The sequence below is a fragment of the Streptomyces sp. NPDC002690 genome (assembly GCF_053592415.1).
On the sequence record NZ_JBSFVR010000097.1, the window covers coordinates 1 to 22,847 of the forward strand.

At 70.5% G+C, this 22,847-nt stretch carries 18 protein-coding genes; 7 read left to right on the plus strand and 11 right to left on the minus strand.

Annotated elements, in window-relative coordinates; all coding sequences use genetic code 11:
- Nucleotides 1-178: 178 nt before the first annotated feature.
- Nucleotides 179-1,042 carry a Cof-type HAD-IIB family hydrolase gene (locus ACWD3D_RS15030; RefSeq protein ID WP_451461305.1) on the plus strand — a complete coding sequence of 288 codons (864 nt, stop codon included), beginning with the start codon at nucleotides 179-181 and terminating at the stop codon, nucleotides 1,040-1,042.
- Nucleotides 1,043-1,100: 58 nt separating this feature from the next.
- Here the strand turns inward: ACWD3D_RS15030 and ACWD3D_RS15035 are convergent, their stop codons facing one another.
- The 5 genes from ACWD3D_RS15035 to hisC all read right to left on the minus strand — a co-directional run bounded on the left by ACWD3D_RS15035 (nucleotide 1,101) and on the right by hisC (nucleotide 10,625).
- On the minus strand, nucleotides 1,101-2,882 hold the full coding sequence (locus ACWD3D_RS15035; protein ID WP_451461306.1) for a sensor histidine kinase: 1,782 nt from the start codon (nucleotides 2,880-2,882) through the stop codon (nucleotides 1,101-1,103).
- A gap of 123 nt (nucleotides 2,883-3,005) precedes the next feature.
- Nucleotides 3,006-6,557 (minus strand): thiol reductant ABC exporter subunit CydD, encoded by a 3,552-nt coding sequence (gene cydD, locus ACWD3D_RS15040; protein WP_451461307.1) that lies wholly within the window; start codon nucleotides 6,555-6,557, stop codon nucleotides 3,006-3,008.
- Nucleotides 6,558-6,663: 106 nt separating this feature from the next.
- Nucleotides 6,664-7,665 (minus strand): cytochrome d ubiquinol oxidase subunit II, encoded by a 1,002-nt coding sequence (gene cydB / locus ACWD3D_RS15045; protein WP_451461308.1) that lies wholly within the window; start codon nucleotides 7,663-7,665, stop codon nucleotides 6,664-6,666.
- A gap of 17 nt (nucleotides 7,666-7,682) precedes the next feature.
- The gene (locus ACWD3D_RS15050; RefSeq protein ID WP_451461309.1) at nucleotides 7,683-9,194 is read right to left on the minus strand and encodes a cytochrome ubiquinol oxidase subunit I; all 1,512 of its coding nucleotides are present in this window, start codon (nucleotides 9,192-9,194) and stop codon (nucleotides 7,683-7,685) included.
- Between the two features lie 351 nt (nucleotides 9,195-9,545).
- Entirely contained in the window at nucleotides 9,546-10,625 is a 1,080-nt protein-coding gene (gene hisC / locus ACWD3D_RS15055) for a histidinol-phosphate transaminase (protein ID WP_451461310.1), read from the minus strand.
- Between the two features lie 493 nt (nucleotides 10,626-11,118).
- Between hisC and ACWD3D_RS15060 the strand changes: the two genes are divergently transcribed.
- The 3 genes from ACWD3D_RS15060 (at nucleotide 11,119) to ACWD3D_RS15070 (ending at nucleotide 14,541) form a co-directional block, all read left to right on the plus strand.
- Nucleotides 11,119-12,231, plus strand: a complete 1,113-nt coding sequence (locus ACWD3D_RS15060; protein WP_451461311.1) for a LacI family DNA-binding transcriptional regulator — start codon at nucleotides 11,119-11,121, stop codon at nucleotides 12,229-12,231.
- Nucleotides 12,232-12,405: 174 nt separating this feature from the next.
- A complete protein-coding gene (locus ACWD3D_RS15065; RefSeq protein ID WP_451461312.1) occupies nucleotides 12,406-13,485 on the plus strand; it encodes a metallophosphoesterase in 1,080 nt (359 codons plus the stop codon).
- A gap of 183 nt (nucleotides 13,486-13,668) precedes the next feature.
- Complete coding sequence (locus tag ACWD3D_RS15070; protein WP_451461313.1) at nucleotides 13,669-14,541, plus strand: hypothetical protein; 873 nt, start codon at nucleotides 13,669-13,671, stop codon at nucleotides 14,539-14,541.
- A gap of 15 nt (nucleotides 14,542-14,556) precedes the next feature.
- Here the strand turns inward: ACWD3D_RS15070 and ACWD3D_RS15075 are convergent, their stop codons facing one another.
- Together ACWD3D_RS15075 and thiC are read right to left on the minus strand one after the other, a co-directional pair.
- Nucleotides 14,557-15,201, minus strand: a complete 645-nt coding sequence (locus ACWD3D_RS15075; protein ID WP_451461314.1) for a hypothetical protein — start codon at nucleotides 15,199-15,201, stop codon at nucleotides 14,557-14,559.
- Nucleotides 15,202-15,325: 124 nt separating this feature from the next.
- Nucleotides 15,326-17,116, minus strand: a complete 1,791-nt coding sequence (gene thiC, locus ACWD3D_RS15080) for a phosphomethylpyrimidine synthase ThiC (protein WP_451461315.1) — start codon at nucleotides 17,114-17,116, stop codon at nucleotides 15,326-15,328.
- A gap of 196 nt (nucleotides 17,117-17,312) precedes the next feature.
- On the opposite strand from thiC, the gene ACWD3D_RS15085 reads away from it, so the two are divergent.
- A complete protein-coding gene (locus tag ACWD3D_RS15085; RefSeq protein ID WP_451461316.1) occupies nucleotides 17,313-18,638 on the plus strand; it encodes a YibE/F family protein in 1,326 nt (441 codons plus the stop codon).
- 35 nt (nucleotides 18,639-18,673) lie between these two features.
- On the opposite strand, the gene ACWD3D_RS15090 is transcribed toward ACWD3D_RS15085, so the two are convergent.
- The 4 genes from ACWD3D_RS15090 to ACWD3D_RS15105 form a co-directional block, all read right to left on the minus strand.
- Nucleotides 18,674-19,111, minus strand: coding sequence for an SsgA family sporulation/cell division regulator (locus ACWD3D_RS15090; protein WP_266706557.1), 438 nt, complete (start codon nucleotides 19,109-19,111; stop codon nucleotides 18,674-18,676).
- Nucleotides 19,112-19,212: 101 nt separating this feature from the next.
- Entirely contained in the window at nucleotides 19,213-19,983 is a 771-nt protein-coding gene (locus ACWD3D_RS15095; protein ID WP_451461320.1) for an IclR family transcriptional regulator, read from the minus strand.
- Nucleotides 19,984-20,319: 336 nt separating this feature from the next.
- Nucleotides 20,320-20,541, minus strand: a complete 222-nt coding sequence (locus tag ACWD3D_RS15100) for a DUF5326 family protein (RefSeq protein ID WP_328720607.1) — start codon at nucleotides 20,539-20,541, stop codon at nucleotides 20,320-20,322.
- 256 nt (nucleotides 20,542-20,797) lie between these two features.
- Complete coding sequence (locus tag ACWD3D_RS15105; RefSeq protein WP_451461317.1) at nucleotides 20,798-21,115, minus strand: cupin domain-containing protein; 318 nt, start codon at nucleotides 21,113-21,115, stop codon at nucleotides 20,798-20,800.
- Nucleotides 21,116-21,196: 81 nt separating this feature from the next.
- Here ACWD3D_RS15105 and ACWD3D_RS15110 point away from each other — a divergent pair, with 81 nt between their 5' ends.
- Nucleotides 21,197-21,574 (plus strand): phage holin family protein, encoded by a 378-nt coding sequence (locus tag ACWD3D_RS15110; protein WP_451461318.1) that lies wholly within the window; start codon nucleotides 21,197-21,199, stop codon nucleotides 21,572-21,574.
- An 82-nt stretch (nucleotides 21,575-21,656) separates the two neighbouring features.
- Nucleotides 21,657-22,784, plus strand: a complete 1,128-nt coding sequence (locus ACWD3D_RS15115) for a cystathionine gamma-lyase (protein ID WP_451461319.1) — start codon at nucleotides 21,657-21,659, stop codon at nucleotides 22,782-22,784.
- The last annotated feature ends 63 nt before the right edge of the window (nucleotides 22,785-22,847 follow it).

A 22,847-nucleotide genomic window follows, 5' to 3' on the forward strand; every position in this document is an offset into this window, starting at 1 on the left:
CTACATCAACGCGCACGGCTCGGGCACCAAGCAGAACGACCGGCACGAGACGGCCGCGTTCACCCCGGCACCCCCGCGTGATCCCGTGCCTGGGCTCTGGCATATGCCAGAGTCCTATCCCCCTGATCAGAGGCGCGCGGCACTCATATGTGCGCCCTCCTGCACGCTCGTGCATCGAATGCGGGAGAATGGAGCGGTGACCACGCCTACCGACGCACCGCCTGCCGCCGTGCCCCGGCTGATAGCCACCGATCTGGACGGCACACTGCTGCGCGACGACAAGACGTTGTCGGCACGCACGATCGCCGCGCTCGTGGCCGCCGAACGTGCGGGCGTGCACGTCCTCTTCGTCACCGGGCGCCCGCCCCGCTGGATGGACGCGGTGGTGTCCCATCTGCCCGGGCACGGGACCGCGATCTGCGCGAACGGCGCCGCGGTGGTCGACCTGAGCGCCGGCGGCCGGCTGATCAGGGTGCACCCGCTCGGCCGGGCAGAAGCGCTCGACGTCGTGCACCGGGTACGGGCCGCCGCGCCCGGCACCACGTTCGCGGTGGAGTTCACCACCGGCTTCCACTACGAACCGCTCTATCCGCCGTTCCACAAGGACCCCTGGGCGACCGTGGCCCCCGTCGAGAAGCTGCTGGACGAGGAGACACCGGGCACGGGCGCCCCCGTGCTGAAACTCCTTGCCCACCACACGGCGATCACCCCCGACGCCTTCCTCGCCCTGGCCCGCGAGGCCGCCGGGGACCGGGTCTCCTTCACCCGGTCCAGCCCCTCCGCGCTGCTGGAGGCCGGCGGGGCGGGCGTCTCCAAGGCCCGCACGCTCGCTGAGTACTGCGCGGAGCGCGGGGTGCTCCCCGAGGAGGTCGTCGCCTTCGGGGACATGCCGAACGACGTCGAGATGCTGAACTGGGCGGGCTCCTCGTACGCGATGGCCAACGCCCATCCGGCCGCCGTGTCCGCCGCGTCGGGACGGACGCTCACCAACGAGGAGGACGGCGTGGCGGTCGTCCTCGAACGCCTCCTCGCCGCCCGCTGAACCCCTCGGCACCCGCCGCGCCACCCCCTCCGGACACCGCGCGCCGGGGAGGCGGGACTCAGAGCGGCGCCTCCCAGACCACCGACGTACCGCCGCCGTCGTCCCCGAGTCCCGGGCCGAACCAGCTCGCCCCGCCCAGCGACTCCGCCCGGCGGGCCAGGTTGCGCAGACCGCTCCGACGACCGCCCTCAGGGATACCGACTCCGTCGTCACCGACCGTCAGCCGGACGGCGTCCCGCCCGTCCGGCAGGGTGGCCGTGGCGTCGACGACCACGTCGATCCGCGAGGCGTGGGCATGCCGGAAGGCGTTGGAGAGGGCCTCGCGCAAGGCCGCGATCAGGTTTTTCCCCGTGAGCTCGCCCACCAGGGTGTCGATCGCCCCGAGGAACCGGTGCGAGGGCGTGAAACCGAGGGGCACGGCCGCCATGTTGATCTCACGCAGCACCCGGACACGCAGCCCGGACGGCGCCTCGGCCGGCTCCTGCTGGAGGGCGAAGATCGCCGTGCGGATCTCCTGGATGGTGATGTCCAGCTCGTCCACGGCCCGGCCGACCCCCTCCCGCACCTCCGGCACCACCGACCGGCGCTGGGCGCTCTCCAGCATCATCCCGGTGGCGAAGAGCCGCTGGATCACCAGGTCGTGGAGGTCCCGGGCGATCCGGTCCCGGTCCTCGTACACCGCGAGCCGCTCCCGGTCGCGCTGCGCCTCCGCCATCATCAGCGCCAGCGCGGCCTGCGCCGCGAACTGCGCGCCGAGGGTGCGCTCCGCCGTGTTGTACGGCCGCTGCCCCTGCGCACGGGGCATGGACAGCGCCCCGAGCATCCGGCCACCGCTGCGCATCGGCAGCAGCATGTTCGGGCCGTACCGCTCGGACGTGCGGCTGATCAGGCGCGGGTCGGTCGCGGCGTCGTCGATGAACACGGGCTCCCCGGCCAGCAGCGAGGACACCACCGGGCTCTCCGGCCCGATGATCACGCCCAGCGAGGTGGCCGGATCGTCGGAGGCGACCGCGACGATTTCCAGCCCGTCCGCCCCGTCCTTCCCCACCGGCAGCAGGACGGCACCGGCTGCCGAACCGGCGAGCCTGCGGGCCTGCTCGGCGACGACGCTCAGGGCATCGTCCGCGTCCCCGCCCGCGAGCAGCGCCGTGGTGACCGCGACCGATCCGTCGATCCACCGCTCGCGCTGACGGGCCGCCTCGTAGAGACGGGCGTTGCCGATGGCGATGCCCGCCTCCGTGGCGAGCACCCGGACCATGTGCAGGTCGTACTCGTTGAACTCGCCGCCGTGGTGTTTGTCGGCGAGGTACAGATTGCCGAAGATCTGCCCCTGGACACTGATGGGGACGCCCAGGAAGGTCCGCATCACAGGATGCCCCGCCGGAAATCCGGCGTAGCGCGGATCGGTGGTCAGGTCGGTCAGCATCACCGGGGCCGGGTCGTGGATGAGCGCCCCGAGGAGCCCCTTGTGGCCGCTGGGAGGGTGCCCGATCGCACGCGCCTCCTCGGCCGACATGCCGTGGGTGACGAAGTCGAGGAGCCCTTCGGCGGACTCGTCCACGACACCGATGGCGGCGTACCGGGCGTGGGCCAGTTCGGCGGCGGTCTCGCAGATGCGGTCGAGCGTGGAGTGCAGTTCCAGCCCCGTACCGACCGAGCGCATGGCTTCCAGCAGTTGCGGCACCCGGGCGGTGAGCTCGGGGGAGAGCCCTTGCAGATCGCGGGCCGCCCGGGTGGCCGCTTCGAGCGACTCCTCGTCCCAGGCGCTGCTGACCACCTCGCCGCGGCCCACCGCGCGCCGGCCCGCCGCGCCCCGCTGGTGTCCCTGCCGCTCCGCCATGCGTCGAGCGTACGGAGGGACCATGCGCACGGAAAGTCGGAATCGTCCCCTTCTTCGGGTGGGGCGGGGACGGGACGGGGCAGGACCGGGCGGCGTGGCCGGCCGGTCTCACCGGGGTGGGGCTCAGGCGGATACCCTCCCGGCCGGTTCGAGCGGGCGCACCGCGCGCAGATCCGCCTCCCGTTCGCGCTCCAGCATCCGGCGCAGCGGCCCGTCCACAGCGGCCAGCTCGGCGTGGGTACCGCGCTGGACCACTCGTCCGCCGTCCAGCACCACGACCTCGTCCACCGCGTCGAGGCCCGCCAGGCGGTGGGTGATGAGCACGGTGGTGCGTCCCCGGGTGACGTCGAGGAGGTCCTCGGTCAGTGCGTCCGCCGTGGCGATGTCGAGGTGCTCGGCGGGCTCGTCGAGCACGAGGACGGGGAAGTCGGCGAGCAGGGCGCGGGCCAGCGCGAGGCGCTGGCGCTGACCGCCGGAGAGCCGGGCGCCGTGTTCGCCCACCAGGGTGTCGAGCCCGTCCGGCAGCGAGTCGGTCCAGTCGAGCAGCCGCGCCCCGGCGAGCGCGCTCCGCAGGTCCTCTTCGGTGGCGTCGGTGCGGGCCAGCCGCAGGTTCTCGCGTACCGAGCTGTCGAAGACGTGCGCGTCCTGGGCGCAGAGCCCGATGTACGTACGGACCGTGTCACCGTCGAGCGCGGCGGCGTCCGTGCCGCCGAGCCGGTAGGCGCCCCGCTCCGCGTCCAGGAAGCGGAGCAGGACCTGCGCGAGGGTGGTCTTGCCGGAGCCGGACGGGCCCACGACCGCGATCCGGCGGCCCTGTTCCAGGGTCAGGTCGACCGAGTCCAGGGCGGGCCGCGACGCTTCCGGGTAGCGGGCGGTCAGGCCGCGCACCTCCAGCGGGAAGGGGGTGGCGGGGGCCGGGGCGGGGTCGGCGGGTTCGTGCACCGGGACGGGGGCGTCCAGCACCTCGTACACCCGCTCCGCGCTCCGTTGGGCGCGGCGGCGGTACTGCACGGCGAGCGGCATCCCGTTGACGGCCTCGAAGGCGGCGAGCGGGGTGAGCAGGACGACCGCGAGTTCCAGGCCGCCGAGCCGGCCGTCGTGCACGGCGGGCAGCGCCACCAGGGCGGAGGCGACCACGGTCAGCCCGCTCAGGAGCGAGGAGAGGCCACCGCCGAGCGCGGTCGCGGAGGCGGCGCGGGCGGCGATCCGGGTGAGGACCCCGTCCGCCGCACGTACCCGCGCGGTGCGTGCGGGCAGAGCACCGGCGACGGTCAGCTCGGCCGTGCCGCCGAGCAGGTCGGTGACCCGGACCGCGAGGTCGGCACGGGCCGGGGCGAGCCGGCGTTCCGCCCGGTCGGCGACCGCGCCGCTGATCAGCGGCACACCCACTCCGGCGAGCAGTAGCCCCAGGGCGAGGACCACGCCCGCCTCCGGGAGGAGCACCCCGAGGAAGCCCGAGGAGGCCACGCCGACGACCACGGCGGTTCCGGCGGGGAGCAGCCAGCGGAGCCAGTAGTCCTGGAGTTCGTCCACGTCCGCCACCAGCCGGGAGAGCAGGTCGCCCCGGCGGGTGGTGCGCAGTCCGGCGGGCGTCACACGCTCCAGCCCTCGGTAGACGGCGACGCGCAGCTCGGCGAGGAGCTGGAGCACGGTGTCGTGGGAGACGAGGCGTTCGGCGTAGCGGAAGAAGGCCCGCCCGATGCCGAAGGCGCGGGTCGCGGTGACGGCGACCATCAGATAGAGGACCGGGGGCTGTTCCGAGGCGCGGGAGATCAGCCAGCCGGATACCGCCATCAGCCCCACCGAGGAGCCCAGCGCGAGGCTGCCCAGCAGCAGCGCGAGGCCCAGCCGCCGGCGCCGGGCGCCCGCCGCCGCGCGGACCCGCGCGAGCACCTTGCCGGTGCGGGGCGCGGTCTCCCGCAGGGCTTCGGCCTCCCGCACGGTCTCGGGGGCGATGGGGACGGGGGCCGGCCGCGCGGGCTCCTGCGCGGGCCCGGGGTACGTACCCGTACGCCCCGTACCCACGACGGCTTCGCCGGAGGTGGCCGGTTCCAGCGTCACGACACGGTCGGCCAGCGGCAGCAGCGCGGGGCGGTGCGCGACCAGCAGGACGGTACGGCCCCGGGCCAGCCGGCGCACCGCGTCCACGACGGCCGCCTCCGTACCGCCGTCCAGGCTCGCGGTCGGCTCGTCCAGCAGCAGTACCGGCCGGTCGGCGAGGAAGGCGCGGGCCAGGGCGAGCCGCTGGCGCTGACCGGCCGAGAGCCCGGCGCCGTCCTCCCCGAGGAGGGTCTGCTCCCTCTCGGGCAGCAGGCCGACGAACTCGTGGGCGCCCGCGTCCCGCAGCGCCGCGGTCACGGCGGCGTCGTCGGCGTCCGGCCGGGCGAGGCGTACGTTCTCCGCGACGGTGCCGGCGAAGAGCACAGGACGCTGCGGGACCCAGGCGACGTGCTGGTGCCAGCGTTCGGGGGAGAGGGTGGCGAGATCCACGCCGCCCACCCGTACGGTCCCCGCGTCCGGCGTCCTGAAGCCGAGGACCACGTCGAGCAGGGTGGACTTCCCGGCCCCGCTCGGGCCGACCAGCGCCACCGTCTCCCCCGGCTCGACCACCAGGGAGGCATCCGCCGGTGAGGCCCCGGTCCGGCCCTGGTGCCGGACCGTCACCCCGGCCAGCTCGATACGGAGCACCCCCGGCACGTCCGCCGTACCCGCCGTCGGGAGCTCGGTCTCCAGCACGGCGAAGATCTCCTCCGCGGCCGACAGCCCCTCCGCCGCCGCGTGGTACTGCGCGCCGACCTGGCGGATCGGCAGATACGCCTCGGGGGCGAGGATCAGGACCAGCAGGCCGATGTAGAGATCGAGTTCGCCGTGGACGAGCCGCATGCCGATCGTCACGGCGACGAGCGCCACCGAGAGGGTCGCCAGCAGCTCCAGCGCGAAGGAGGAGAGGAACGCGATCCGCAGGGTCCGCACGGTCGCCAGCCGGTACTCCGAGGTGATCTTCCGGATCGACTCGGCCTGGGCCTTCGCCCGGCCGAAGACCTTGAGTGTGGGCAGCCCGGCGACCACGTCCAGGAAGTGGCCGGAGAGCCGGGAGAGCAGCTTCCACTGCCGGTCCATCCGGGACTGGGTGGCCCAGCCGATCAGCATCATGAAGGCGGGGATGAGCGGCAGCGTGACCACGATGATCGCGGCCGAGACCCAGTCCTCGGTGACGATGCGCGCGAGGACCGCCACGGGCACCACCACCGCGAGGCCGAGCTGCGGGAGGTAGCGCGAGAAGTAGTCGTCGAGCGCGTCGACGCCCCGGGTCGCGAGCGCGACCAGCGATCCGGTGCGCTGCCCGTCCAGCCAGCCGGGACCGAGCTGCGCGGCCCGCTCCAGCAGCCGGCCGCGCAGCTCGGACTTGACCGCCGCACTCGCCCGGTACGCGGCCAGCTCGGTGAGCCAGGCGACGAGCGCCCGGCCCGCCGCGACGGCGACCAGCAGGATCAGGGGCGTACGGAGATCGGAGACGCTCAGTCCGTCCTCGAATCCGCCGACCACGATCTCGGCCACCAGCATCGCCTGGGCGACGACCAACACCGCGCCCACCGCGCCCAGCGCCACCACGGCCATGAGGAAGAAGCGGGTGGCACGGGCGTAGCGGAAGAGACGCGGATCGATCGGTTTCACGTGAAACATCCCCTGAGGTCGGTGCGGCCGGTTCGGGCGGCTCGCCGCCCGGTGTCCGGCGGCGGCCGGTCGGACCGCCGCCTGGGCCGTGTCTGACAGTTCCCGTCTAATGCGCGTCGGCGATGTGCTGGGTACCGATGCGCTTGCGGAACACCCAATAGGTCCAGCCCTGGTAGAGCAGGACCAGGGGCGTGGCGATCCCCGCGCACCACGTCATGATCGTGAGCGTGTAGGGCGTGGACGAGGCGTTGGTCACGGTGAGGCTCCACGCGTCGTTCAGCGAGGACGGCATGACGTCCGGGAAGAGCGCCAGGAAGAGCATCGCCACGGCCGCGGTGATGGTGAGTCCCGAGAACGCGAACGACCAGCCCTCCCGGCCGCGGGCGATGGTCACGATGGCAGCGACCAGGGCCAGGACGGCGACGGCCATCGCGAGCAGCGACCAGACGTCACCGGTACGCACCTGCGTCCAGATCAGGAAGCCCAGCGCCAGGACCGCCGTGACGAACCCCAGCCGCAGTGCGAACTTCCGGGCCCGGACGCGGATCTCACCGACCGTCTTCAGGGAGGCGAACACCGCTCCGTGGAAGGTGAAGAGGGTGAGCGTCACCGCGCCGCCGAGCAGCGCGAACGGGTTGAGCAGGTCCCAGAACCCGCCCACGTACTCCATGTGCGCGTCGATCTTGACGCCGCGCACGATGTTGCCGAAGGCCACGCCCCAGAGGACGGCGGGGATCAGCGAGGTCCAGAAGATCGCGTGTTCCCAGTTGGTCTGCCAGCGCTCCTCCGGGCGCTTCGCCCGGTACTCGAAGGCGACACCCCGCACGATCAAGCAGAGCAGGATGACCAGCAGTGGCAGGTAGAAGCCGGAGAAGAGGGTGGCGTACCAGTCGGGAAAGGCCGCGAAGGTGGCGCCTCCGGCGCTGAGCAGCCAGACCTCGTTGCCGTCCCAGACGGGCCCGATCGTGTTGATCAGGACCCGCCGCTCCTTGCGGTCGCGGGCCAGCAGCTTGGTCAGGACCCCGATGCCGAAGTCGAAGCCCTCCAGGAAGAAGTAACCGGTCCAGAGGACGGCTATGAGGACGAACCAGACGTCGTGGAGTTCCATCGTTCCGCTCCTTCCTCTCAGTACGAGAAGGCCATCGGCCGGTCGGCGTCGGCGGCGTCGTGACCACCGATCGTGGCGGGCGGGTTGAGGTCGTCCTGGGTGAGTTCGGGAGGTCCGGCCTTGATGTACTTCACGAGCAGCTTGACCTCGACCACCGCGAGAATCGCGTAGATCAGGGTGAAGGCGATCAGCGAGGCGATGACCTCGCCCTGAGCGACTCCGGGGGAGACGGCGTCCTTGGTCTTGAGCACCCCGAAGACGACCCAGGGCTGCCGCCCCGTCTCGGTGAAGATCCAGCCCCAGGAGTTGGCGATCAGGGGGAAGAGCAGCGTCCAGAGCGCGACCAGCCAGTAGAGCTTGGTGAGCTTCGGGCTGAGGGCCTTGTTCTTGAAGAGGACCAGATGCGGCACTTCGTCGTCGCCGGTCCGCATGCCCGGCGGCAGCATGAACTTCTTCCGGGTCAGCCAGAGTCCGAGGATGCCGAGCCCGAAGGAGGCCATCCCGAAGCCGATCATCCAGCGGAAGCCCCAGAAGGCGACGGGGATGTTGGGCCGGTAGTCCCCCGGGCCGTACTTCTCCCGCATCTGTTCGTTCAGCTCGTTGATGCCGGGGATGTACGAGGTGAAGGTGTCGTCGGCGAGGAAGGAGAGCACTCCGGGCACCGAGATCTCGACGTCGTTGCGGCCCTCGGAGACGTCGCCCACCGCGAAGATCGAGAAGGGCGCGCCCTCCTGCCCCTCCCAGAGCGCCTCGGCCGCCGCCATCTTCATCGGCTGCTGCTTGAACATCACCTTGCCGAGCAGGTCACCACTGACGGAGGTCAGCAGGCCGGCGACGACCACCGTGATGAGCCCGAGCCGCAGCGAGGTCCGCATGACCGGGACGTGCTTCTTACGCGCCAGGTGGAAGGCGGCGATCCCGACCATGAAGGCGCCGCCGACGAGGAACGCGGCCGTGATGGTGTGGAAGAACTGGGCGAGCGCGGTGTTCTGCGTCAGCACCTGCCAGAAGTCGGTGAGCTCGGCACGGCCGCGCTTCTCGTTCATGCGGTAGCCGACCGGATGCTGCATCCAGGAGTTGGCCGCCAGGATGAAGTACGCGGAGAGGATCGTCCCGAGCGAGACCATCCAGATGCAGGCCAGGTGGATCTTCCGGGGCAGCCTGTCCCAGCCGAAGATCCAGAGTCCGATGAAGGTGGACTCGAAGAAGAAGGCGATCAGCGCCTCGAAGGCCAGCGGCGCGCCGAAGACGTCGCCGACGAACCGCGAGTAGTCGGACCAGTTCATGCCGAACTGGAACTCCTGGACGATGCCGGTGACGACGCCCATGGCGATGTTGATCAGGAAGAGCTTGCCCCAGAACTTGGTGGCCTTGAGGTACTTCTCCTTGTTGGTCCGGACCCATGCCGTCTGCAGCCCCGCCGTCAGCGCGGCGAGGGAGATCGTCATGGGGACGAAGAGGAAGTGGTAGACGGTCGTAATGCCGAACTGCCAGCGCGCCATCGTCTCGGGCGCCAGAGCTAGTTCCACGTCGTCGTCTCCTTACGTCGCCGTAGTGACAGCCGCGGTTCGCCCGATTGATCCCACTCAATCCGGGATCAATCGGGGTGCGCTTGTGAACGCGTTCACATTCACAAGCAAAGTATTGCGCACGCTCTTCCGGATCTTCGAACGGGGGGGTCCTCTCCAGTACGTGCCCGCCCCGCGCAGGCCGGAACCGGTGGGCACCGTCGGTTTCAGGACAACGACGGACACCAGGACGACGGCCTCGCCAGGACCCCGCACGCACGAGTGGCCCCGCACCCGGGAGAACCGATGCCGTTGGTCCAACAGCATCGGGAGAACCAGGTGCGGGACCACCGCGAGAGGTCCCGGAACGCGCTACGGCCGCGCGCGGTACGCCTCCGCCGTCTTCAGGAAGAGGTCGTTGGCCTCGTCCTCGCCGATCGTGACCCGTACGCCCTCACCGGCGAACGGCCGTACGACCACCCCGGCCCGCTCGCAGAACGCGGCGAAGTCGCCCGTACGCTCACCGAGCCGCAGCCAGACGAAGTTGGCCTGGCTCTCCGGCACCGTCCAGCCCTGCGCCACCAGCCCGCGGTGCACCCGGTCCCGCTCGACCACCAGCGAGCCGACCCGTCCCAGCAGTTCGTCCTCGGCCCGCAGCGACGCGACCGCCGCGTCCTGGGCGATCCGGCTCACGCCGAAGGGCACGGCCGTCTTGCGCAGCGCCGCGGCCACCGGCTCGTGCGCCACCGCGAACCCGACCCGCAGTCCGGCCAGTCCGTACGCCTTCGAGAAGGTGCGCAGCACCGCGACATTGGGCCGGTCCCGGTAGATCTCCAGGCCGTCGGGGACGTCTGCGTCACGGACGAACTCCTTGTACGCCTCGTCGAGCACCACCAGCACGTCGGAGGGCACCCGGTCGAGGAACCGCTCCAGCTCCGCCCGGCGGACCACTGTCCCGGTCGGGTTGTTCGGGTTGCAGACGAAGATCAGCCGCGTCCGGTCCGTGACGGCCTCCGCCATCGCGTCGAGGTCGTGGACGTCCCCGCCGGTCAGCGGCACCTTCACCGAGGCCGCCCCGCTGATCTGCGTGATGATCGGGTAAGCCTCGAAGGATCGCCAGGCGTAGATCACCTCGTCGCCGGGCCCGGACGTGGCCTGAAGCAGCTGCTGCGCCACGCCCACCGAGCCGGTTCCGGTGGCGAGGTGCTCCAGGGGCACCCCGAACCGGTCGGCCAGCTCCTCCATCAGGCCCGCGCAGGACATGTCGGGGTAGCGGTTGAATTCCGAGGCGGCCGCGAACGCGGATTCCAGCACGCCGGGCAGCGGCGGATAGGGGTTCTCGTTGGAGGACAGCTTGAAGGCGACCGGCCCGTCCTGGGAGGCGGGCCTGCCCGGCACGTAGGCGGGGACGCCATCCAGCTCGGGGCGCAGCTTGGGGCTCGTCTCGCTCACCACGGGTTCTCCTCGACCGTCGACGCACTTCGATGCGTCTCACCTTATGAGGAGGCGCCGGGCCCGACCCTCGAACGGGAGAAGGCGCCCGACCCGACCCCTGAACGGCGTCCGGCACCCGTCCGGCACCCCTCCGGCACCCCTCCGGCACCCCTCCGGCACCCCTCCGGCACGACGTACGGCCGGGACACCCGGTTCGGCGACGGACCGCGACGAGCGGGGCACATCTGGAGGGGGCGCGCGTACGCTCCGTCACACGCCGGTGGCTCGCGCCGTAGCGCGCATCCCTCGAAGTGGTGAGTTGAGACGCCTTCCGTCCACCACCCCCCGGCCCGGCTCAGACCGATGGATACATGACACATCCGGTCACCCGCCGCCAACTCCCTTGCTTTACAAGGTAATCAACCCTCACTGACCTTGCAGAAACGTGCCTGTCAACAGTTGCATATGCACCCGGTCGAGTTGGCCTCCCGAGCCCTACTATCGGCTCGCCATGACAGCAGCAGGGAAGCACCAGGTGAGCCGGACCGAGACCCCCCGGCGCAGCGGCCGGCCAGGACGCGCGGGTATCCGCGACGTCGCCGCCGCGGCAGGGGTCTCGATCACGACCGTCTCCGACGCGCTCAACGGCAAGGGCAGGCTCCCGGACGCCACCCGCCGCCACGTCCGCGAGGTCGCAGAACGCCTGGGCTACCGCCCCTCGGCCGCGGCCCGCACCCTCCGTACGGGCAAGTCGGGCCTGATCGGCCTGACCGTGACCACGTACGGGGATGAACCTTTCACCTTCACCGAGTTCGCGTACTTCGCGGAGATGGCGAGGGCGGCGACCTCGGCCGCGCTCGCCAGGGGGTACGCCCTCGTGATCCTCCCCGCCACCTCGCGCCACGACGTCTGGTCCAACGTGGCCCTGGACGGGACCGTCGTCATCGACCCCTCGGACCAGGACCCGGTCGTCACCGAACTCGTCCGCCAGGGCCTGCCCGTGGTCTCCGACGGGCGGCCCGCCGGATCGCTCCCGGTCACCGCCTGGGTCGACAACGACCACCGCGCGGCCGTGCTCGACCTCCTCGACCACCTCGCCGCGGCCGGCGCCCGCCGGATCGGGCTGCTCACCGGCACCACGACCGACACGTACACCCGGCTCTCCACCACCGCCTACCTGCACTGGTGCGAGCGCGTGGGCCAGGACCCGGTGTACGAGTCCTATCCGGCCCACGACCCGTGCGCCGGAGCGGTGGCCGCCGACCGGCTGCTCGCCCGCCCGGACCGCCCGGACGCCGTCTACGGCCTCTTCGACCCCAATGGCACCGACCTGCTCGCGGCGGCCCGCCGGTACGGCCTGCGCGTCCCCGACGATCTCCTGCTGGTCTGCTGCAGCGAGTCCACGGTCTACGCCAGCACCGAGCCGCCCATCACCACGCTCTCGCTGAAGCCGCGCCGCATCGGCACCGCCGTGGTGCAGCTCCTCATCGACGCGATCGAGGGCGTGGAACACGACGGACCGGTCGAGCAGGTGATACCGACCGAGCTCATCGTCCGGACCTCCTCGCAGCGCCGGCCACCCCGTACGACGGTGAGCGCGCCACGCTCTCCGAGCAGGGACTGAACGGATTAATCCGGACCAATGGACAGGTGAACGGCGCACCCGCCGGGATTCACCGCCCCTGGTGCGTCACACGGAGCGATCCGCGTTCCTATGATGGGCCCACGACACCGCGGACCACCTCTACCAGGCATGGCCCGTCAGGTGTACGGCGGCGCGACGGTGGTGGAGGGGTCGATGACTCAGAGGGCCGGTCAGGAACCCGTGGTGCGTACGGCGACGTTGCGCGACTTCCGCGTTCCGCCGTACGCGCGCACGACCATGCCCGGAGCGGACCCGCATCCGGACGGCGCGCTCACGCATCCCGGGAACGCCGTTCCCGACGACGGGGTGCCGGAGGGCTACACGCCGACCGAACGCGATCTGCCCGTGATCACCCCGGCCGGTGTGCCCGTCGTGGCGTCCGCGCCGGAATCGGGTCCCGGCGGGGCCGAGGGGCTCGGGCCGCTCTACGTCGTCGGCGACGTGCACGGCTACCTCGACGAGCTGAAGGCCGCGCTCGCCGACCAGGGCCTCATCGACGTCAACGGCAACTGGTCCGCCGGCAACGCCCGGCTCTGGTTCCTCGGCGACTTCACGGACCGGGGCCCCGACGGCATCGGCGTCATCGATCTGGTCATGCAGCTCTCGGCCGAGGCAGCCGCCGCGGGTGGCTACTGCAAGGCACTGATGGGCAACCACGAACTGCTGCTCATCGGCGCGAAGCGGTTCGCGGACACCCCGGTGAACTCCGGCGCCGGGACGGCCACCTTCCAGGCCGCCTGGCTGCTCAACGGCGGCCAGAAACACGACATGGAGCGGCTGCGCGACGTCCACCTGCAGTGGATGTCCCGGCTGGACGCGGTCGTGGAGGAGGACGGCCACCTGCTGATGCACTCCGACACGACGGCGTACCTGGACTACGGGGCGACCATCGAGGACGTCAACGACACGGTCCACGCCATCCTCACCCGCAACGACGCGGACGAGTGCTGGGACCTGTTCCGCAAGCTCACCAAACGGTTCGCGTTCCGGGACGACGGCGGCGCGCAGGCGGTGCGCGAACTGATGGCCGCGTACGGCGGCCGACGGGTCGTCCACGGCCACAGCCCGATTCCGTACCTCCTGGGCGAGGTCGGGTCGGAGGACGGCGAGAACGGCGCGGGGCCGGTGGTGCTCGGACCGCACGTGTACGCGGACGGGCTGGCCATCGCCATGGACGGCGGAGTGACCATGGCCGGAAAGCTACTGGTCGCCCAACTCCCGCTGCATGTCTGACCTTCCACCGGGTAGGGCTCCGTCGACCTGATCGTTCACGGTCGGCGGGCCTATTTCCGGAAACACCCTGTCACCCCTCGCCCTGGGCGCTCTACCATCGGCGTATCAGTAGCAGGCTCTCCTCCGTTTCGTCCGAAATGCCCTGCCATGCGTGGGTGTTCGGGCGCCACGGAGCATCGGGGGATGCAGATGACAAGCGCTCCGCACCTGCTGGCCGAAGACCGGCCCGAGTACGAGCGAATCCTCGGCGACGCGCTGCGCCACGCGCACGAGCGACCGGATCTGGACGGAGTCGGGGAACGACTCAACCGGGAGCAGCTGCGGACCATGGCGCTGAGCGCCACCGCGCTGATCACCGCGGCCGCCGCCACCGAGTACGAGCACTACGTGAAGGCGCGCGGGGAACTCCGGGTCCGGACCGGAGACGCCGACCTGGACCCGGACGAGGTCCAGGACCCGCCCGGCCGGACGGGCGAGGGCGTGGGAGTCGGCGCGGTCGTCACCGTGCTCGCCCCGCTCCTGGCGGGTTCCGCAGCAGTGATCTTCCTCCTGATCGGCTATCTCCTGAAAGCGGTGAGCCCGTCCCTGTCCATCGGGGGACCGATGGTCACCGCAGGATGGCTCTTCGCCGCCCTCGCCGCGCTGGCGATACTCGCCGCCGCCGTCGGACTGCTGGTCACGGCGCTCCGCAACAGCTCCAGCGAGCTGGCCGTCGCCATGGAGGAGGAGGACGTACCGGAGGAGATCGCACGGGCCCGGGAGGCCTGGCGCCACGCCCTGCTGGAGCGCGGCATACTCCCGTTCCTCCGCGACGCGCTGGACGACCCGTCCGCCGCGCCGGCCGCCCGCGTCCCCCGGCGGTCGCCGAACCGCATCCCGAAGATCGGGTACAGCAGCCCGGACTTCTCGAACCCGCAGGAGGGCTCGCGCCAGAGCCCCCGCCCCTCCTTCACCAGCCCCGATTTCAGCAGCCCCGACTTCGACAGTCCCGGCTTCGGGAGCCCGGGCGTCGGCGGTCCTGGCTCCAGCGCCCCGGAACCCGACGCGGGCGCCTGACCCGCACGGTGGCCCTCAACCCCGTGAAAGTGTGACGAGTCCGGCGATCAGCGCCGCGCCGGCTCCGGCGGCGAACAGCCCGGCCCCGGCCGACCAGGTGACCCGGCGCTCCAACCGGCCCCCGCTCGTCCCGGCGGGCTCTCGGACAGCGCCTCGCACCTGGGCGCGCATGGCGTCGGTACAGACTTCGGAGAAGTCGTAGAGAAGGTCCCAGAGCGATCCGTCGAACCACTGGAAGCCGATCTCCTCCCCGTCGACCGTCTCCAGACGGAGCCCCCCGCGGAAGGAATCGCGGTGCAGTCGCTTGACGGCGGTGACAGGCACGACGGTATGGCGGTACACCCCGAAGCGGACGATCCGGCCGGGGCGCAGAACGACCTTGACCAGGGAGCACCGCCAGATCAGCGAGGCGCAGGCCAGGGTGACGGCGGCGAACAAGAGCCGGTCCCCGTCGGGCGGTGAGGTCCCCCCGTCCTGGACCACCCCGCCGGCGACCCCCGCCATGACGCAGGCGAGGAACCGCAGAGGCAGCGCACGAGCCCAGCGCACGAGTCTGACGTCTCCGCGACGATTCGGCCGGTACCTACGGAAGGTACGCACCAGCGGCGTCGCGGGCCCGTACCAGTCGCTCAACCCCGCGCCCCACAGACCGCTTCCCATGCGAGGACCTTACGAGGCACCGCCCGGCGCGGACGCGATCACCCCGCCCCTCCCGTCGGTCCCGTCCCTCGGTCGGGAAACCCGCCGCCTCCCTCCGGAAGCGGCGGGCGTCCCCTGCGGCGGTTCAGTCGGCCAGCGGCAGATAGACCCGCCCGCCGGACGCGGCGAACTCCTTGGACTTCTCCAGCATCCCGGCCTCGATCTCCTCCGGAGTGGCTTCCGCGTCACCGCCGAACTGCTCGGTGATGCTCCGGCTGATCTTCATGGAGCAGAACTTCGGTCCGCACATCGAGCAGAAGTGCGCCGTCTTGGCCGGTTCGGCAGGGAGCGTCTCGTCGTGGAACGCGCGTGCGGTGTCCGGGTCGAGCGCAAGGTTGAACTGGTCCTCCCAGCGGAACTCGAACCGGGCGTCCGACAGCGCGTCGTCCCAGTCCTGCGCTCCCGGGTGCCCCTTGGCCAGGTCGGCGGCGTGGGCCGCGATCTTGTAGGTGATGACCCCGGTCTTCACGTCGTCCCGGTCGGGGAGCCCCAGATGTTCCTTGGGCGTCACGTAGCAGAGCATCGCCGTGCCCCACCAGGCGATCATCGCCGCCCCGATCCCTGAGGTGATGTGGTCGTACGCCGGTGCCACGTCGGTGGTCAGCGGACCGAGGGTGTAGAACGGCGCCTCCTCGCAGATCTCCTGCTGGAGGTCGATGTTCTCCTTGATCTTGTGCATCGGGACGTGGCCGGGGCCCTCGACCATCGTCTGCACGCCGTACCGCTTGGCGATCGTGGTGAGCTCGCCGAGGGTGCGCAACTCGGCGAACTGCGCCTCGTCGTTGGCGTCCGCGATGGACCCCGGCCGCAGTCCGTCCCCCAGCGAGTACGTCACGTCGTAGGTCGCGAGGAGTTCGCAGAGCTCCTCGAAGTTCTCGTAGAGGAACGACTCCTTATGGTGCGCGAGGCACCAGGCCGCCATGATCGAGCCGCCTCTGGAGACGATGCCGGTCTTACGGCGAGCGGTGAGCGGGACGTACGGCAGGCGCACGCCCGCGTGCACCGTCATGTAGTCCACCCCCTGTTCGGCCTGCTCGACGACCGTGTCCCTGTAGATCTCCCAGGTCAGCTCCTCCGCGCGGCCGTCGACCTTTTCGAGGGCCTGGTAGAGCGGGACGGTGCCGATGGGCACGGGAGAGTTCCGGAGTACCCACTCGCGGGTGGTGTGGATGTTGCGACCGGTGGACAGGTCCATGACCGTGTCGGCGCCCCACCGGGTCGCCCAGGTCATCTTGTCCACCTCCTCCTCGATGGAGGAGGTCACGGCCGAGTTGCCGATGTTCGCGTTCACCTTCACCAGGAACCGCTTGCCGATGATCATCGGCTCGATCTCCGGGTGGTTCACGTTGGCCGGCAGCACCGCCCGGCCGGCCGCGATCTCTTCCCGTACGACCTCCGGGTCGACGTTCTCCCGGATCGCGACGTACTCCATCTCCGGGGTGACCTCCCCGCGCCGGGCATACGCGAGCTGGGTGACGGGCCGTCCGTCGCGGCTGCGCCGGGGCGTGCGCGCGCCGCCGGGGAAGACCGCGTCGAGGTTGCGCAGACCGTCGCGCCCGGCGGGCGAGCGGCCGTCGTCCTCCGGGCGGACCGGGCGTCCCGCGTACTCCTCGGTGTCGCCCCGGTCCTCGATCCAGCCGCCGCGCACCGCGGCGAGGCCGCGGCGGACGTCGGTCGTGACGGCGGGATCGGTGTACGGACCGGACGTGTCGTAGAGCGTCACGTCCTTGCCGTTGGTCAGGTGCACCTGACGGACCGGCACCCGGAGGCCGGGGCGCGAGCCCTCGACGTATCCCTTGTGCCAGCCGATGGACTTGTCCGCCCCGCCGTGCTCGTTCGCACGGGAGGCAGGCGTGATCGCGTCCGATGTGGTCATGAGACCTACTCCCTACGCCGGCATTACCCGGTAACAGGTTCAGCGGTCGGCGCAGCCTGTCCCGTGAGGATTCACGAGGTCAGCGCCCTCTCAGCCCGGTGCTCCGAGCTCCCGCGTGTGCAAAGGTGCCACCACGCTAGCGCCCGCCCGGCCGTGCTGACCAGAGGGCCCCTCCCGTACTTGCGATGATCGGCCGGTGAACTCCTCCCAGGACCGACCCGAACCTCAGGACCCCTCACACGGCCATACGCACAGCCATGGCCCGGCGGCGCCCGTATCGACCCATCTGCGCAAGGTCATCGCATGCGTACTGATCCCCTTCGCCGCGGCGGTGGTCGTCGGCCTGGTGGTGCTCTGGCCAGGCGGAACTCCCGCGCACGAGCGCACCGGTGTGGGCTTCGACCGGCAGACCGAGCAGGGAAAGGTGGTGAAGGTGGAACAGGTGAACTGCGCGGACGTCAACGCCGCACAAGTACCCGCCACGGGTGATACGTCGACGGGCTCCGGCCCGCCCGCGGCGGAGGACGGGGACTGCAAGAAAGCCACCATCGAGGTGACCAGCGGCAAGGACGAGGGCCGCACCTTCGCCGAGATCGTCCAGCCGGAGGCGTCACGGCAGTTGAGTCAGGGTCAGGGGGTGGTCCTGGCGTACGCGCCGGACGCCCCGCACGACCTCCAGTACTCGGTCACCGACGTGGACCGAAAGCTTCCGATGGCGTTGCTGGCCGGAATCTTCGCCGTCGCCGTCGTGGTGGTGGGACGGCTCAAGGGCGTCATGGCACTCGTGGCGCTCGCGGTGTCCTTCGCCGTGCTGACGCTGTTCATCCTCCCCGCGATCCTGCAGGGCTCCAACCCGCTGCTCGTGGCGGTGGTCGGAGCGAGCGCGATCATGCTCATCGCGCTGTACACCTGCCACGGGGTGACCGCCCGCACCTCGGTGGCGGTCGTCGGCACGCTGATCTCGCTGGTACTGATCGGGCTGCTGGGCTCGGTCTTCATCGGCTGGGCGGGCCTGACCGGCAACACCGACGACAACACCGGCCTCATCCATGGGCTCTATCCGGACATCGACATGAGCGGTCTGCTGCTGGCCGGTGTCATCATCGGTTCGCTCGGGGTCCTGGACGACGTGACGGTCACACAGACGTCGGCGGTGTGGGAACTGCACCAGGCGAACCCGACCATGGGAGCGCGCGGGCTCTACCGTGCGGGCATCAGGATCGGACGCGATCACATCGCCTCGGTGGTCAACACCCTGGTGCTCGCGTACGCGGGCGCGGCGCTGCCCCTGCTGCTGCTGTTCTCGATCGCGCAGAGCAGTGTGGGCACGGTCGCCAACAGCGAGCTGGTGGCGGAGGAGATCGTCCGTACTCTCGTCGGCTCGATCGGACTGGTCGCCTCGGTGCCCGTCACGACGGTGCTCGCCGCTCTGGTGGTGTCCGCGGACCGCACAGGGCTCGGCGCGGAAGCCAAAGCTCCTGCACCCGTACGGACCGGGAGGGGTCGCCGCCGCAAGACGTGAACGCGAGGCCCAAAAGCCAACGGGCTGACTTCCCGTCAGCCCGCGTTCTGTTCCTCGGCGAGAATCCTGCCGAGTGCCTCTTCGAGGTTGCCGTCGAAGTCACCCTGCGTGTGCTCCTGGCCCAGTGGCACCAACTTGTCCGTCCGGTCGAGAAACGCCACGAGCGGTGCCGTCCCGGCCCGGAAGAGGGCCCGGTCCGCGCCGACCTGGAGCCGGATGTGCACGTCGCAGAGTCCCTCCGGCTCGGTGGGACCGATGTGCACGTCACCGTCCCCACTGGGGCTGTTGAGGCCGTCGAGCAGGAGCTCACGACCAAAAGCCCAGGTGACAGGGGCGTCACCCGGCAGGTGGAAGGTCATCCGGATCGCATACGGATCACTCACCTCGTACCGGAGCTCCACCGGAATACGGAACGAGAGCTCCTCCGAGACGAGGAAACTCATCATGACCTCTGCTTGAACCGACTCGCGCATCGTTCAACCCCGCAGTAGATGAATCTGGCCAGGAATGATCCCCCATGGCCCTATTGACGCCATCGTGGTGCACGCGATAGCAGATCACAAGGAGTGATTTTTCAGATACTGATAGAGAACACGAACGAACGCAAGAGCCGCGCCACTTCGCCACGTAGTTGTTCGACTGCGGGGAGCAACTGGTCCTGCCGGTCCAGGGGTAGAGAAATGGCCATCGCGGCGACGGCCGAACCTGCGGTGATGGGGATGGCGGCGCAGACCGTTCCGAGTGCGTACTCCTGTCGCTCGATGACAGGTTTCATACGCTCCATCGAACGCAATCGTTCAAGTAGGACCGGGCGATCTCGCACTGAGTAACGGGTCAGCGGACGCACCGGATGGCGGAGCAGATGGTCCTCACGCGCCTCCTCGTCGAGCTGTCCGAGCAGACACTGCCCCAGCGCGTGCGCGTGACCGGTCTCCGCGAAGGGGGCCCATTCGTCCACGGCCGGCGTCTCGGCGGAGTCGGCCACGGCCACCAGCTCGATCTCGCCCTCGCGGTAGACCGCGCAGTACACCGGGGCCCCCAGCTCGTCGCACCACCGCGCGAGGGAGTCGTTGAGCCTGCCGCGCCTGCTCTCCTCGGCCGCCCGGCCGGACATCCGCTCGGCTGCCGCGCCGAGGACGAAGACACCGTTCTCCCGGCGGAGATAGCCCTCGTGGGCCAGGGTGCGCAGCAGATGATAGGTCGTCGGCAGGGGCAGCCCCGCCTCCCGCGCCAACTGCTTCGCGGGAGCGCCGTCCTGATGGGCACCCACCGCCTCGAGCAGTCTCAGGGCCCGCTGGACCGAACCGATCAGCGTCGGAGCAGTGGTGGTCGATGCCGTGGTCACGGTCACCCCCAGGCATGGTGACGGGCAGTCAGCCCTCCCGTGGAGGCCGCCCCCACGGGCGTGCCGCGAGCCCGGGCGCACTCTCGACTGTCGCGGAACCATTGGTCAGGATGGTGACGGACAGTTATTTCCCGGGCGGCAGCAGCGAAGCGTCACTGTAGCCGCCAGGGCCATTCGTGGGGCGGTTTCGGGCCTCGCTTAGCTCTGCCGGGCTAATCCGCGCCACTCTCCGTGACCGTTGCGCCTGACGCGGGCCTTCCCGGACTGCCTCGCAGGGGCGGCGGGGCCTGGTACGGCCCCTGCGGGCGCCGGGGTACGCGCTCGAAGCGTCCGCGCCTACCAGTCCTTTCGGGAGTCCGAGGAGGACGAGAGGAACTTCCGCACGACGAAGATCAGGCCACCGACGAGGATGACGAACAGCAGCACCTTGAAGAGCAGCGCGACCACGAAGGTCACCACACTGGCGATCAGCCCGCCGAACACGACGATCGCGATCACCGGCACCGCGATCCACTTCACCCACCAGGGCATTCCCGCGAATATCTCCCGGACCGCCATCGTCCTTACCTCGTCTCTCGTGTCCCTGCCCCGCCGGTCCGGGGATTCCCGGACCTGGTCCCCGGCCTCCCGGTTCCCCACTCCGATGCTAGAGCGGAAGCGGTGGCACCGGGGGTCCCGTACCCCCCGGACTCCCCTGATCGATCCCCTAGGGCTTGCCGTCCTGATCGGCGCAATTCAGGGCGGGACCGGGCCGGTGGAGGGGACCGGGCCGGCCAGGACCGTGGGGCCAGGAACTGCGAGTCGGCCTTGAGGATCAGGCTTCCGCCGGGGAGAAGACCACCATGACGCGCAGGTCCTCGGTGATGTGGTGAAACTTGTGGGCCACTCCGGCCGGCACGTACACGACGCTTCCGCGGCTCACTACGGTCGTCTCCGCGCCCACCGTGATCGACGCCCGCCCGCTGACGACGAGATACACCTCGTCCTGGCCGTGCGGGCTCTGCGGATCGAGGGTGCCGGCATCCAGCGCGTAGAGACCCACGGACATGTTCCGCTCGCGAAGGAACTGCAGGTAGGCGCCGTCGTTGGCAGCTCGCTCCGCTTCCAGCTCGTCGAGCCTGAATGCCTTCATGTGCGGTGCACCCCTCGTGGTCGTCCAGGGTTCCCGTACGGACGGTGTACCCCGTGGTTGGTGTCTGCCACGATCAGACACATGAAGAATTTCGTAGTCAAGACGACCGCCAACGCAGCCGCTCTGGCGGTGGCCATCTGGCTGCTCCAGGACATCACGCTGACCGGCACCGGCACGGGCCGCAAGGTCCTCACGCTGATCCTGGTCGCCCTGCTCTTCGGCCTGGTCAACTTCATCGTCAAGCCGGTCGTCAAGCTCCTCACGCTGCCGCTCTTCATCCTCACGCTGGGGCTGATCACCCTGATCGTCAACGCCCTCATGCTGAAGCTGACTTCGTCGCTGGCCGGCGCCGCCGACCTCAGCTTCCACGTGGAGGGCTTCTGGACGGCCGTGCTGGGCGCCCTGATCATCTCCGTCGTCTCCTGGGCCATGCACGTCGCCCTCCCCGACGAGGACTGAGACACCCCGGCGTACTTCTCTCCCGGGCTGAGAAGGTGCATGCAGCACCGGCAACGGCCCGGGAAGGAAGCAAGGAGTCAGCATGAGCACCATCGGCGACGGAACTCGGGCGGTACGGGCAGGTCTCCCCGAGCCCCAGCAGTACGAACCCACCCTTCCCGGACCGGTCTTCGCCGCGCACTTCCACCTCTCGGGTGAGCCGGTCGGACCGTACACCTACGGCCGGGAGACCAACCCGACGTGGACGCACCTGGAAAAGGCCATCGGTGAGCTCGAAGCGCCGGGCGAGGAGGTCGTGACGACCGTCTTCGCCTCCGGCATGGCCGCGATCTCGGCCGTCCTGTTCTCCCAGGCCCGCGCGGGCGACGTCGTCGTCCTGCCGAACGACGGCTACCAGGCGCTGCCGCTGGTCCGGGAGCAGCTGGAGGCGTACGGCGTGGAGGTACGCACCGCGCCCACCGGCGGCGACGCCCAGCTGGCCGCCCTCGAAGGAGCCAAGCTGCTCTGGATCGAGACGCCGTCCAACCCGGGTCTCGACGTGTGCGACGTCCGGAGGCTGGTCGAGGCGGCACACGCGGGCGGCACCCTGGTGGCCGTCGACAACACCCTCGCCACCCCGATCGGCCAGCGGCCCCTCGACCTGGGCGCCGACTTCTCGGTGGCCAGCGACACCAAGGGCATGACCGGCCACGGAGACATCCTGCTCGGCCACGTGACCTGCCGCGACGCCGATCTGGCCGCAGGGGTTCGCCGTTGGCGCAAGGTGGTCGGCGCGATCCCCGGCCCGATGGAGGCCTGGCTCGCACACCGGTCGCTCGCCACGCTCCAGCTGCGCATCGAGCGCCAGTGCTCCACCGCGCTGGCGCTGGCCGAGGCGCTCGTCGAGCGGCCCGAGGTGACCGGGCTGCGCTACCCGGGTCTCCCCTCCGACCCGTCGTACCCCGTCGCCGTGCGGCAGATGCGCCGCTTCGGCTCCGTGGTCTCGTTCGAGCTGGCCGACCGGAAGACCGCCGAACGCTTCCTGGAGGCACTGAGGCTGGTCGACGATGCCACGAGCTTCGGCGGGCTGCGGTCCACCGCCGAGCGGCGCGGGCGCTGGGGAGGCGACGCGGTGTCCGAGGGCTTCGTCCGTTTCTCGGTCGGCGCCGAGGACCCGGAGGACCTGCTCGCCGACGTGGCGGACACCTGGCCCAGTTGGTCCAGGCCCTGAGCGCGGAGGTAGAAACCGCCACTGTCAGTCAGTACCTACGCGCCCTCCATGGGCACCGTCAGA